Annotated in this window: 12 protein-coding genes; 3 read left to right on the forward strand and 9 right to left on the reverse strand. The window is 36.7% G+C overall.

All coding sequences use genetic code 11. The features are described from left to right. Positions 1-68 precede the first annotated feature (68 nt). The 5 genes from BK579_RS23090 to BK579_RS23105 all read right to left on the reverse strand — a co-directional run bounded on the left by BK579_RS23090 (position 69) and on the right by BK579_RS23105 (position 4,242). Positions 69-1,238, reverse strand: a complete 1,170-nt coding sequence (locus BK579_RS23090; RefSeq protein WP_078549613.1) for an MFS transporter — start codon at positions 1,236-1,238, stop codon at positions 69-71. Positions 1,239-1,407: 169 nt separating this feature from the next. Next, positions 1,408-1,683: a hypothetical protein gene (locus BK579_RS26595; RefSeq protein ID WP_235848519.1), complete on the reverse strand. Its 276-nt coding sequence runs from the start codon at positions 1,681-1,683 to the stop codon at positions 1,408-1,410. Beyond that, positions 1,658-2,122, reverse strand: a complete 465-nt coding sequence (locus BK579_RS23095) for a reverse transcriptase domain-containing protein (protein ID WP_235848520.1) — start codon at positions 2,120-2,122, stop codon at positions 1,658-1,660. Before BK579_RS23095 ends, BK579_RS26595 begins: the two co-directional genes overlap by 26 nt. Before the next feature lie 582 nt (positions 2,123-2,704). After that, positions 2,705-3,286, reverse strand: coding sequence for a GNAT family N-acetyltransferase (locus BK579_RS23100; RefSeq protein ID WP_078549615.1), 582 nt, complete (start codon positions 3,284-3,286; stop codon positions 2,705-2,707). A gap of 407 nt (positions 3,287-3,693) precedes the next feature. After that, positions 3,694-4,242 carry a TetR/AcrR family transcriptional regulator gene (locus BK579_RS23105; protein WP_078549617.1) on the reverse strand — a complete coding sequence of 183 codons (549 nt, stop codon included), beginning with the start codon at positions 4,240-4,242 and terminating at the stop codon, positions 3,694-3,696. 234 nt (positions 4,243-4,476) lie between these two features. Between BK579_RS23105 and BK579_RS23110 the strand changes: the two genes are divergently transcribed. After that, a complete protein-coding gene (locus tag BK579_RS23110) occupies positions 4,477-5,916 on the forward strand; it encodes a DHA2 family efflux MFS transporter permease subunit (protein WP_078549619.1) in 1,440 nt (479 codons plus the stop codon). Positions 5,917-6,014: 98 nt separating this feature from the next. Further along, on the forward strand, positions 6,015-6,140 hold the full coding sequence (locus BK579_RS25365; RefSeq protein ID WP_139365148.1) for an AraC family transcriptional regulator: 126 nt from the start codon (positions 6,015-6,017) through the stop codon (positions 6,138-6,140). A gap of 155 nt (positions 6,141-6,295) precedes the next feature. Here BK579_RS25365 and yhbH read toward each other — a convergent pair whose 3' ends face one another. From yhbH to BK579_RS23120, 3 genes are all read right to left on the reverse strand, one after another. Next, on the reverse strand, positions 6,296-7,474 hold the full coding sequence (gene yhbH / locus BK579_RS23115) for a sporulation protein YhbH (protein WP_078549620.1): 1,179 nt from the start codon (positions 7,472-7,474) through the stop codon (positions 6,296-6,298). 266 nt (positions 7,475-7,740) lie between these two features. Then, the gene (locus BK579_RS25900) at positions 7,741-7,893 is read right to left on the reverse strand and encodes a hypothetical protein (protein WP_169891233.1); all 153 of its coding nucleotides are present in this window, start codon (positions 7,891-7,893) and stop codon (positions 7,741-7,743) included. 1,128 nt (positions 7,894-9,021) lie between these two features. Next, positions 9,022-10,920: a PrkA family serine protein kinase gene (locus BK579_RS23120; protein ID WP_078549623.1), complete on the reverse strand. Its 1,899-nt coding sequence runs from the start codon at positions 10,918-10,920 to the stop codon at positions 9,022-9,024. A gap of 486 nt (positions 10,921-11,406) precedes the next feature. On the opposite strand from BK579_RS23120, the gene BK579_RS23125 reads away from it, so the two are divergent. Next, on the forward strand, positions 11,407-12,378 hold the full coding sequence (locus BK579_RS23125; protein ID WP_078549625.1) for an aldo/keto reductase: 972 nt from the start codon (positions 11,407-11,409) through the stop codon (positions 12,376-12,378). 260 nt (positions 12,379-12,638) lie between these two features. Here the strand turns inward: BK579_RS23125 and BK579_RS23130 are convergent, their stop codons facing one another. Next, positions 12,639-13,529, reverse strand: a complete 891-nt coding sequence (locus tag BK579_RS23130; RefSeq protein ID WP_078549627.1) for an SDR family oxidoreductase — start codon at positions 13,527-13,529, stop codon at positions 12,639-12,641. Between the last annotated feature and the right edge of the window lie 276 nt (positions 13,530-13,805).

The following is a 13,805-nucleotide window of genomic DNA, read 5'->3' on the forward strand; positions in this document are numbered from 1 at the left end:
AAAATTCTATTCAAAATTTTAGCTCTTGTTCAACTACCCGTTAGTTCAATAAAAAGACTAATTCTAGGTCATCTATCTGCCGGAAAAGCTGATTCCTTTTTTGTTTCTTGGACCTTTTGGGTACTAAGGACAAAACTAATGATTGCTGCAATACTACAAACATACGGAAGGAACGGGTATCCCCAATTGGATATGACGTAACCACCAATCATTGAACCAAAGGTAATACCAATATACAGAGCCGTATTATTCCAGGCCATAACAATTCCTCGTTCCTTTGGGTATTCGTCTGCTAATCGTGCTTGGTATGATGTAAATCCTGCATACCCAACCAAAGCCCATATGAACAGAAAGAAATAAATCCAATCGCCAGATGAGAAGAATATCCCTAAACAAACGAGTATGACAGTCAAAAAAATTAGCATCGCTCTCGAAATCTTCCTTGCTCCAAACTTATCTGTTAATTGTCCACTTAGTAGACTTCCAAAAACAGCACCAATACCATAAAAAGTAACAGCTAATGCGATTTCTGATGATGAAAATCTATTCTCGGAATAAAGAGCCGCCCCTAGGTAAACGTAAAGAGCATACATTGAAATCGCCCAAATGGTGGTAACACTTACCGAACCAAGTATTCTTACCAGATTTCCTTCTAATCGATTTCTTGTAAAATCAGGTTTAGAAGCATATTTCCACGTTTTGAAATTTACTACTGCCAAAATAGCCCCAAAAATAGCAATTACAACAAATACTGAACGCCAACCAAGAAACTGCTCTAGTAACGTACCGACTGGTGCTCCTGCCCAAAGAGCTGTTAAATGTCCTGAAACAACAATTGAAAGCCAAGTTCCCCTCCGATTTGATGGTGCAAGATCCCCAATAATTGCATAAATCACTGGGGTAATCGCAGCAACCGACAAACCAGCTAAAATACGACTAATGATTAACCAGGTAAAAGAAGGTGAAAAGGCAGTTAAGATATTAGAAAAGGAAAATAACAATAACCCTAACGTAATAAAAGTCCCTCTTCCATTTTTATCTGAAGCCCAACCAAAGAAAGGTGCTACAACAGCATATGTTACTGCAAAAACAGTTACCATCCATCCCGTCATCGCTGAACTAACATGATACGCTTCCGAAATGAACGGTAGTAGCGGAGACACTACAAATAAATCAGTCCCCATTAGAAACAAAGTTATCCAACCAACACTTAAACTTACTCTCCCTTGCAAATCCATTATGACCCCCGATTTACACTTTTGGTTATATGTATATTCTTTAGAGTCATAAAAGGAACTTATTGTTCAGTAAACTCCCGTTAGAGAAATCGAGTAGAGGGAAAATAAGTTAATTATTTTCGCCCCTCTCACACCACCGTACGTACGGTTCCGTATACGGCGGTTCAATTTATATTACAGTGTGTACTTTTAGATAATGTTCTAAAGCAGAGGGAAGTCCCCTCTGCTTTAGTCTTTTGTTTGAAATTGCTCTTTGAACAACTTTCGATAATCCGATAAACCGGTAACCTTTTCGACAGAACGTTAGTCCTTTCGCTTCTTCTTCGGGTATCCCTAGTTGAATTAGCGATTTGATTTGTTTTCTTGTAATTTTCCATTGCTTCCAGATGATGACTATAATTCTGGAGCGAAGCTTCTTATCAATTTGCTTTGTAGCTTCTTTCATGAACAGTATCGAAGAATCTTTCCAGGTCAATGTCCACTACCCAATCGTGTCCATCATTCAGATATTCCAAGCTTTTAATAGTAGCCATCTCACAACTTCTTTTCGGTCTAAAGCCGTAACTGTATTCACTAAATTGCTTTTCAAATATCGGACTGAGAACTTGATGAATGGCTTGTTGAACAACTCTATCCACTACTGTTGGTATTCCCAACTTGCGCATCTTGCCATTTTCTTTTGGGATTTCCACTCTTAAGGCAGCTTGTGGTTGGTATTTTCTTGTTCTGATGCGCTGACGTAGCTCATCTTTGTTCTCTTTCAGATATTGCTTTAGTTCGTCGACCGTTATTCCATCGACTCCACTAGCACCTTTATTTTTATAGACACGCAGGTAGGCTTCATTCATATTTTGATTACTTAGAATCTGTTCTAAAAGTTCCACACTCGTTTCTCCTTTCCCCTCACGTAATAAGTGATAGCTCCATTTTGGTTATCCTTTGAGATACGCTCATACTTTCCCCATTAACACATTCGGAGTAGGTCACTTATGCATTCGTGGCGTTGAAACACTATAAATTGTTCAGCCCTTCATGAATTACTTCATTACTATGGCTTCTGCTGACTTCTTGCGGCAAACCTTTTTCGACTGTACCCATGTACATCCGCAAGACCTCCCAGGGTAAGACAACTATCTTTCCTCTTTTACTCGCCTGATTTACCCTACAGAGTTACGCACATCTTTTGGACTTTGGCTTGTTTGGGAGCCTTATCCCTTTGTAGAGCCTTAGTATCAGATTCCTGTTCGTCGAGCCAAGATTTTATTACCACGCTTCCTCCAGCCCTTACCTCACGGTAAGTACCTTGCGCTTCCTTAGTGGTTGGTCGATGTGTACCCCCACAGTGGACTTTCACCACCTAGATAGTTGCCAGCCTGGCACACCAATAAAAAAGGTTGCCACAGCAACCCTGAATCTTCGACTCTAGCACCCAATTAGTTTAATTAAGGAACACTTCGAATACTGAATTATCGTATAAAGCTCTCCAGTTTGTCCTTCACTAGCACCCATTCTTGGTCGATTACACTGTAAAACACAGAGTCTCTTAAATAACCGTTAGGCATAATCATATGATTCCGAAGTACTCCTTCTTTTACCGCACCCAACCGTTCAATTGCCTGCTGAGACCGCACATTTCGACTATCTGTTTTCAACTGAACACGAATTGTCCCAAGTGTCTCAAAGCAGTGTTTCAAAAGAAGATACTTACATTCTGTATTTATTCTAGTACGCCAAACATTTGGAGACAACCATGTCCAACCAATTTCCAAGTTACGGTTTGGTATGGATATATTAAGAAAACGAGTACTTCCCACAATTTTGCCCGAATCCTTATCGAAGATAACAAAAGGAAATTCGCTTCCTTGCTCTCTCGATTGAAGTGCTCCATTCACAAGGTAATTCATATCTTCAATCGATTGAACCTTCATTGGCATGTATGCCCATATAGCTGGATTGTTTCCAGCATCAAATAATTCCTGTAAGTGATAATCTTCCATAGGTTGTATCTTTACTCTATCTCCTATTAATACTACTGGTGTTATCTCCATAATTCTTCTCTCCTTTTCTTCGTTGGTAGAATTATATAAACAAACTGTCCCGTATTAAAGTGTCAGTTGTTTATTTTTTATCAGGGTCAGATAAAAGAGGGAGGTTAAGAAGGAACTCTTCTTCCACTAATGGTCCGTTACTTAAAGTACATTCTTTCACAAAGTCATATAAAAGTGAAGATTTAGTGCACAGTATGTGTCAAATACGAAAAGACAATTGCTTTGAACGTAACTGTCTTCGTTTGATAGGAAGTTTTTCAAGAGTATCTTTGTACTGGGAAGGAAATGACTAGTTATATTCGTAAACATAACACCTATTAGAATGGGGAAATTAGTATTTAATTTACTCTGCTGATTACAAAGGATAATTAAAGCTAATCCCTTATTTTTTAATGAATTACTACGAATTATTTTACCTTGTACATTAAATAAATTTGATTTGCAATATAATCAGAACTGAAATTCATCCCCTTCTTTATCCACCACATGATAATACCTACTAATGAGGCTGTTTTAATTTCAATAGCAACATAATCGTCAGGCAATTCCTCCTCGGTATTCTTCCTCCTTGTTTCTACTAATTCCTTTATTAACAAAAACAATTGATCTTCAAACTGGCTTATATTCAATAAAGTAAATAAATTTCTCCGTTGAGTATATAGAAAATCAAGGAATTGTGTAAGTTGCTGTTTTTCAGATAAACCTTTTGCATGTACTAGAACAATAATTTTTTCTGAAAGCTCATTAAAAATATCATCGTTCATTTGTGTTAATAAGTCTTGAATATCATGATAATGTAAGTAAAATGTGGTCCTGTTTAATCCTGCTTTTGCAGCGACTTTCTGAACCGTCAAACTTGAAATAGTGCAATTCTCGCTTAGAAGAGAAATGACAGCATCTTTAAACATTTCTCTTGAACGAATGCTACGAGGATCTTCTTTTTTTTGTATAGACATTCCAAACTCCTTTATAGATTATTATCCGACTTTCTCAACATTATAAATTTCAATTGTCGATTAATGAACATTTTGATTAAAACTGTTCATGGTCAGGAACTTATTTTTTTTGTTAGTATTAATTTTATCGACACAGTGTTGATAACGCAAATCAAAATATACAGATTTCTTTGGTTTTAAGGAGGAACAAGAAAAAGTTAAAAAGTCAATTAATGATAGAAAAGGAGTTTATATATGGAAAACGAGAGAGAAGACATAAAGAAAGGGATATTATTATTTGTACTCATATCTGGTTGTTTTTTATCAGTATTGAATCAAACATTATTAAATGTTGCATTAAGTAATTTAATGGATGTATTTGATGTGACAGCGGCAACTGTTCAATGGCTGTCAACAGGCTTTCTACTTGTAAACGGAGTGTTAATTCCGACAACCGCATTTTTAATGAAGCGTTTTACAACGAGACAACTATTTATTAGCTCTATGTTATTTTTATTAGTAGGTACCGTTATTTGTGCAATAGCTCCCAACTTTACAACTTTATTATTCGGACGAATGATTCAAGCTGTTGGAGCAGGGATTATCATTCCTCTTATGATGAGTGTCATTCTGTTTATTTACCCTGCGGAAAAAAGAGGTAGCGCAATGGGCTTAATTGGGTTTGCTATGATATTCGCCCCTGCCATTGCTCCGTCTTTGGCTGGCTTTACTATCGATTACGTATCATGGCGTTGGCTATTTTTTGGTTTAGCACCTTTTGTATTCATTGTTATTTTACTTGCGTTAAAATATTTAGTGAATGTATCCGAAACAGCTAAATCAAAACTAGATTTTGTAAGTGTCATTTTATCAACCATTGGTTTTGGCTTTATATTATATGGTTTCAGTAGTGCTGGTAATAAAGGCTGGAGTGCCTTGATCGTTATCTTTTCATTAATCATTGGATTAGTATTTACGGTTTTATTCTGTATTCGGCAAATAAAATCAAAGGATCCAGTATTGAACTTATCAGTATTCAAGTATAAGGTGTTTACTTTAACATCATTACTCAATGTATTAGTAACAATGATCATGTATGCGGATTTGATCTTATTACCTATTTACCTCCAAACGGGTAGAGGGTTTACTGCATTTGAAGCAGGTCTTTTATTATTGCCTGGTGCTGTCATTAATGCCATGTTATCTCCCGTAATCGGTAAATTATATGATAGCGTTGGTGCAAAGCCATTATTTATTATTGGGATTTTATTTATGATTCCTTCGATGTGGGCTGTAACTGATTTAACAGCTTCTACTTCTTTCATGTATTTAATGATACGTACCATTATTTTACGTATTGGTTTAAGTTTCATTACGATGCCACTTAATACATCTGCATTGAACGCATTGCCTAAGCAGTTAGGATCACATGGCTCTGCAGTTGTTAATACTGTACGCCAACTCGCAGGGGCAATCGGAACAGCTGTAGTGGTAACCATTTATACAGTACAAGTTACGGAACATACATCGGAAATTATGAAACAAAATCCAACAGCTTCAGCGGAACAAATTGTAAGTTTATCTTCTATACTAGGTTCAGGTGATGCTTATTTCTTTATGATGATATTAGCAGTAGTTGCAATTCTTTTAACGATATTTATGCCACAGAAAAAAATAAATCAACAGGATCTGTAGTATCTAGACCCACCAGTCCAAGCAATGCAGATTAAAATGTATAGAAAGAAAGTTGAGTATAGTAACTTCTGAGAATTCGTTTACTAGAAGTTACAGAAATGCCAATTTCAGATTTCAACAAGCTTGGTTTTTCTTCTCAAAATTATTTTCATACTGTTTTTAAAAAAGTTACTGGGATGACGTCGATTGAGTACAGCAATAAAGTAAACATTACAAACCATTAGGGAAAATAATGATTTTGTTTTAAACAAACAGATCGATTTTTACAAAGAACTCCTACTTCTAAATATCGATGTGCCGAAGATCTTTATTTTTAATAAAGTCTTGTCAAATCCAAACCGACAAAAAGAAGACCAGCATCATTAGCTGGTCTTCTTTATCACGCATATTTCTTACTCTCTTCTTCCTTCCTAAAGAAGCTCTTCATCGCATGGAATACATCGGCTTTTTGCTTGAGGATATAATGACGGAACTTTTCATCTGAAATGTTTTTGTACGCAGACATAAGGGTCGAATGACGGTTATATTGATTCACTTCTCCATATCCAAAGATATTTGATACCTTCATTAATTCTGATACTAACTTTACACAACGTGCATTGTCTGACGTTAAGTTATCTCCATCTGAAAAATGGAACGGATATATATTGTATCTTGCTGGCTGATACTTATCATCAATTAATTCTAATGCTTTACGGTAAACCGATGAACAGATGGTTCCTCCACTCTCACCTTTAGAGAAAAAGTCCTCCTCTGAAACGACCTTAGCTTCCGTATGATGTGCAATAAATTCAATTTCAACCGTTTCATATTTAGTTCTTAGGAATCGAGTCATCCAGAAAAAGAAGCTTCGTGCCATGTACTTCTCCCACATGCCCATCGAACCACTCGTATCCATCATCGCTAACACGACTGCTTTTGAATCTGGCTTTACGACTTCATTCCATGTTTTAAATTTTAAATCCTCTTGATAAATCGGGTGGAATCCTGGTTTTCCCTGCATCGCATTCCGCTTGTAAGCTGTCATCATTGTACGTTTTTTATCAATGTTCCCCATTAACCCTGTTTTTCGAATATCATTAAATTCAATGTCTTCCACGACGTTTTCATCGCGTTCCTTTTGCTGAAGATTCGGTAGCTCCAATTCCTTGAATAAAGCTTCCTCTAATTCCATTAACGATACTTCAGCTTCATAATAATCTTCACCAGCTTGATCTCCGGCTCCTTGGCCTTTTCCAGGTCCACTTTGCCCTGGACTTGGAGATCCATCTCTCGCAATCACATCTCCCACTTGACTTTCGCCATCACCTTGGCCTACATGTTTGTTTTTGTCATAGTTATATCTTATTTTGTATTCATCTAAAGACCTTATTGGAATTTTGACAACCTCTCTACCATTAGACATCACAATATTTTCTTCAGTAATTAAATCTGGCAAATTGTTTTTAATGGCTTCCTGAACCTTATCCTGATGTCTTTTTTGGTCATCATGGCCTTTTCGGTGGAGGGACCAATCTTCTTGGGAAATGACAAAGTTCCTCTCATTACCTTTTGACACGCAAATCCCCTCCTAAAATTTTTTAGTTTTTTCATTCACACTTTTTCATTTTTGACATACATTATCTTGACGGGTTTTAATGGGTCCATCTTCTTACTAAATAAAAGTGGATTACTCTATACTATGCAAGGTTATAAGATTATTGACAAATAATTTAGAAAATTAGGCTTGTACAAGCTGAAAATAGACAGGTATTGAAATATATTGATAAAAAAACTTGGTGTTGGACCTGTATTTTCGGACAGGCGTTCACCAAGTTTTTTATGCTACTTCTTTTTATGCTGCTTTGGATCTGGGACTTTTCCATCTTTTTTTATCTCTTTATTTGTTTTCAGCTGTTCCATTTCTTTACCATGCTGCTTTATTTCTTCTTCATTCCGTGTCATTGAACTATTCTTTGGTTTATCTTTTATAGACATTCAATCACCTCGTTTAGGGTTTACCCGAATGAGTAAGACTTAAAACATGAATATAAAGATTGGTGCGACTTCGGGACAACTATTCACCTCTCGTCACCTAAACCTGTCTGAACTTAGCTCGACTTTGGACAGCTTTCCTCTCAGGCACCTAAACCTGTATGAACTTAGCACAACTTCATCCACCTCGGACAGCTGTAATAAATAGAGGGAAAAATTCCCCTTAATTAATAAATAGCACCGAAAATAGATTAAATAGACGGAGAAATTTCTCTTATTTCACTCGAAAAGCTTGAAAATAGGTAATATACTTTGTATAGGGGGAAAAACTCCACCTATTTACCCCGAAATGAGCTCTAATTTGCAATTAACGGAAATATCTCCGCTTATTGGAATTCCCCCCACTCGATCCTCAACTAAACCTGTCTAAACTTGGCTCGACTTAGGACAGCTGTAATAAATAGAGGGAAAAATTGCCCTTAATTAATGAATAGCACCGAAAATAGATTAAATAGACGGAGAAATTTCTCTTATTTCACTCGAAAAGCTTGAAAATAGGTAATATATTTTGTATAGGCGGAAAAGCTCCCCCTATTTACCCCGAAATGAGCTCTAATTTGCAATTAACGGAAAAATCTCCGCTTATTGGAATTCCCCCCACTCAATCCTCAACTAAACCTGTCTAAACTTGGCTCGACTTCGGACAGCTTTAATAAAATAGAGGGAAAAACTTCCTTTAATAAACAAATAGCCCCAAAAATGGCTTAAATAGACGGAAAAATTTCTCTTATTTGACTCAAAAAGCTTGAAAATAGGTAATTTGCTTTTTATAGGTGGAAAAACTCCACCTATTTACCCTAAAATGAGCTCTAATTTGACATTAGCGGAAAAATCTCCGCTTATTGGCGTTCCCACTCGACCCTAAAAACCTGTCTGAACCTCGCCCCCAGAAAACTTTACCACTTTTATTGTCTAACCTTCCCACATTTCACACAGCTCCTCCCCATACTCCACATTCAACCTTGTCCAAACCAACATACGCCCACACTCCACTTATTCCCCTCTCAAACCAAACAAACTCTCCCACACAAAAAAACCAGACCCCACCCCAGCAGGATCTGATTTTCTCTTTTATCGATTCAATAGACTTCCAACATAACGCAGTAATTCATTTGCTGACGTTGAATTATAGCCATGCTCATCAATCAGTCTTGCAACAACTTCATTGACCTTTTTAAGCTGCTGTTCATCCGGAGTCTTCGATGATGTTGTAATTTTAACAACATCTTTCAAATCAGCAAATAGCTTCTTCTGAATCGCTTCTCTTAATCTCTCATGGGAATTATAATTAAATCTCTTGCCTTTACGAGCATATGCAGAGATTCGGATTAAGATTTCTTCTCGGAATGCCTTTTTTGCATTTTCAGAGATTCCGATTTGCTCTTCTATTGATCTCATTAACTTTTCATCTGGATTCATTTCCTCACCAGTTAATGGATCGCGTAATTTATTTTTATTACAGTAAGCTTCAACATTATCCAAATAATTTTCCATTAATGTTTTAGCAGACTCTTCGTAAGAATATACGAATGCTTTTTGCACTTCTTTTTTCGCAATATCATCGTATTCTTTACGTGCTAAGGAAATGAAGTTTAGATAACGCTCACGATCTTCATTTGATATCGAAGGATGATGCTCAAGTCCTTCTTTCAATGAGCGTAGCACGTCTAAGGCATTGATTGACGGATTTTCATCTTTACGAATAATGGTTGAAGAAATTCGGTTGATCACATAACGAGGGTCAATCCCGCTCATTCCTTCATCCGCATATTCTTTCTTAAGCTCCTCCACATCAACTGCATTAAAGCCTTCTACACTTTCTCCATCATATAAGCGCATCTTCTTAATTAAATCAATATCACCTTTTTTAGGTGCCTTTAATCGAGAAAGAATGGTAAACATTGCCGCCACTTTTAATGTATGTGGTGCAATATGCACTTCGTGAACGTCACTTTCTCTAATCATTTTTTCATAAATGCGTTCTTCTTCTGACACTCGAAGGTTATAAGGAACAGGCATGACAATAATCCGTGAGTGCAGAGCCTCATTTTTCTTATTACTAATAAACGAGCGGTACTCTGTTTCGTTCGTATGAGCGACAATTAGCTCATCAGCTGAAATCAGGGCAAATCTACCAGCCTTGAAATTTCCCTCTTGAGTTAGGGATAACAAATGCCATAGGAACTTTTCATCACACTTAAGCATTTCTTGGAATTCCATCATTCCTCGATTCGCTTTGTTCAATTCCCCATCAAATCGATATGCGCGTGGATCTGATTCTGAACCAAACTCAGCAATGGTAGAAAAGTCGATACTTCCAGTTAAATCAGCAATATCCTGTGACTTAGGATCAGATGGACTAAAAGTTCCAATACCTACACGCTTATCCTCAGACAAGAAAATTCGTTCAACCATCACATCTTCAATTCGGCCGCCATATTCTTTTTGAAGTCTCATCATATTTAATGGTGAGAGATTTCCTTCAATTCGAACCCCATATTCTTGTTGAAAGTCTTCACGCAGATGTTGTGGGATTAAATGTAAAGGATCCTCATGCATCGGACAACCTTTAATTGCATATACGGCACCTCGGTCAGAAAGTGTATAAGCTTCCAAACCTCTTTTGAGCATCGTAACTAGAGTTGATTTTCCTCCACTTACTGGTCCCATGAGTAATAAAATACGCTTCCTAACATCTAATCGTTTAGCAGCTGGATGAAAATACTCTTCAACCAACCTTTCTAAAGGCTCTTCTAATCCAAACAACTGATGATCGAAAAATTTATATTTTCTTTTGCCATTGACCTCTTCAATACCAGCGTCTTTAATCATATTGTAAACTCTAGAATGAGCCGATTGAGCAACCCAAGGCTGTTCTTTAATAATTTCTAAATACTCAGCAAAGGTACCTTCCCACTGCAGACGCTGCTCTTCTTCACGATACTTTTCAATTTTCTTTAAAATATCCATATGGGCCTCCTCGATATTTGGTGATGATGACTCTGCGTGTTAATACACTTTATGCGAGGATGTCCGCTAACATTCGTTGAAATTCGAAAGAAACAAGGGGGACAAGGCAATTATTTTTATACCTCTGATAGCATAAAACAGTCCTCTCTGGGGTTTGACAGAGGATTGTTTGTATTGTTACTTTTGCTTAAATATGCTTTTCATATCCGAATATAGTTTATAATTAATTCACTAGTCCTCATCCAAGTTTCCATAATTGCTTTATCAAATTAGCATACACTCTCTCTTTGAAATAGAATTGGTCTTTTCTGAAAGATTGTTGTCAATTGACCCAGTTTTAATTTAATATGTATTATTGTTGCAGAATCTTGGATTTATTTTAGGAAGAAAAGAAAAGATGCCACTCTAGTTAACTTAAAGACCTTGCAAAAGCAACAAGGTTTACGAAAATAGCTAAATTAAAAAATGAAAAAGGAGATTTATACAATGGAAGTTCAACAAAAAGTTGCCCTACGCCACCTAGGTCACACGGATTTACAAATATCTGCTTTAGGGCTAGGTTGCTGGCAGTTCGGTGGGAATTACTGGACAAAATTAAAACAAAAAGACATTGATGAAATCGTTAAGATTTGCCTTAGTGGTGGAATCAATTGGTTTGACACTGCAGAAGTGTATGGAAAAGGCTCATCAGAGATGGCTTTATCTGAATCACTTTTCAACATTAATGTAAATGAAGAAGATGCTCTTATTGCTACAAAATGGTGGCCACTTTTTAGACGAGCAAATTCGATTCCTAAGACCATTGACCAGCGAATCAAAGCATTAAATGGTAGGAGGATTGATTTATATCAAGTACATCAACCCTTCTCTTTTTCTAGTGTCAGAGATCAAATGAAAGCAATGGCAGAATTAATTCGGATAAATAAAATCCGTTATGTGGGAGTCAGTAATTTTAGTGCAAAGAAAATGGCAGATGCTGATGATACATTAAAAAAGCAAGGGTATTTCCTTGCATCAAATCAGGTGAAATATAGTTTATTAGATCGTCGAATAGAAACAAACGGGGTATTAGATACAGCAAAAGAACGAGGCATTACAGTTATTGCTTATTCTCCATTAGAGCAAGGAATACTCTCAGGAAAGTTTCATAAAAATCCTGAGATCATCAAAAATATGACTGGTCCAAGAAAACATTCGAAACTTTTAAAGCCAGCAGGACTTGAAAAAACGAAACCACTTATTGACTTATTAGAGAAAATGGCAGCGAAGTACGAAGTGAGTTCTAGCCAAATTGCTTTAAATTGGCTCATCCATTTTCATGGTGATACGGTTGTTGCCATTCCAGGCGCCACTAAACCTCATCATGCCAAAGAAAACATTGGTGCGTTAAACTTCACTTTAACTCAGGAAGATATGGATGAAATTAACATCGTATCGAAAACTATAGCTAAATTATAAAAAAACGCTACGGCGCCCGAATACTAAGCAACATTTATAAGACAGGCGCTGACTAGGATGAATTGGTTTGAATTCATCTTTGAAGGGACTATTGCTTATCCACCTCAAATTTAATTAGACCTGAGAGCCGGTAGCACTGGAACTAGACATTAAAACTACGTAAAAATTTTAAAACGTTAAAAAAGGAAGAGTCTATCACACTTTAGATGTTTAAGACTCTAACCCCACAATTAAATGACAAAATAACTGAATCTCATTCCTTAGCTCGTCACAAAATCTCCACCATTAATGTGAATGATTTGACCTGTCACGTAACTCGAATCCCCAGAGGCTAAATATACATATGCTGGTGCTAATTCATACGGTTGACCAGCTCGACCCAATTCAGTATCCGAACCGAATGTCATAACATCTTCTGCCGGAAAACTCGCTGGAATTAACGGAGTCCAAATGGGACCAGGTGCAATGCCATTTACGCGAATTCCTTTTTCAGCTAACTGAAGTGCTAACGTTCGTGTGAAAGTGACAACCGCCCCTTTTGTTGCTGAATAATCAAGTAACTGTCTGTGCCCTTTATAAGCAACAATTGAAGCTGTATTAATAATGGTATCTCCTTTTTTCATGTGAGGAAGTGCTGCCTTTGTTAGGTAAAAATAAGAAAAAACATTGGTTTGAAATGTGTGAACAAGCTGTTCATTGGTAATATCTAATATGCTTTCCTGAACATATTGAACAGCGCAATTATTTACAAGGATATTGATTTTCCCAAATGTATCAAGAGTTTTTTGAACAACTAACTGGCTAGAATCAGGATGTCTCATGTCGGCAGCTATTGCAAGGCACTTTCTTCCAGATCTTTCAATTCGATTTTTCGTTTCAGTTGCATCTCTTTCTTCATTAAGATACACAATAACTATATCAGCACCCTCTTTGGCGAAGGCAATGGCTACCGCTTTTCCAATCCCACTATCACCACCTGTAATGACAGCTACCTTACCCTGTAGCTTGCCTGTGCCTTTATACATAGGATCTTCTGACACGGGCCGGGGTTTCATTAACCATTCGAAACCAGGTTGAAAAGGTTGATGCTGTGGGGGAAACTCTATTTCTTTATCATTTTTTACTTTTAAGAATTCATAAGGATTACTCAATTTTTTTACTCCTCTCCTACTCAGTCTTTTTAGTCTATGTAATAGGCAATTTGAAGGTAACCTAGAAAAAAAGCATCTCTTAAAGAAAACTTTGTCCACAATTTACATTCACAAGTGAAATGGGTTAAGATATAATTAAAGAATATCTGTTGATTTACGTAATCAAGGAGGAAAAAACCATGAAATTAATTCTAATTATAGGTGTAAGCTTGACGTTTCTATCGGCAATCTTTGCGGCAGGATACAATGATAAGCCAAGTGCGAAAAACAAATAAA

This window comes from Litchfieldia alkalitelluris, from assembly GCF_002019645.1.
GTDB lineage: Bacteria > Bacillota > Bacilli > Bacillales > Bacillaceae_L > Litchfieldia > Litchfieldia alkalitelluris.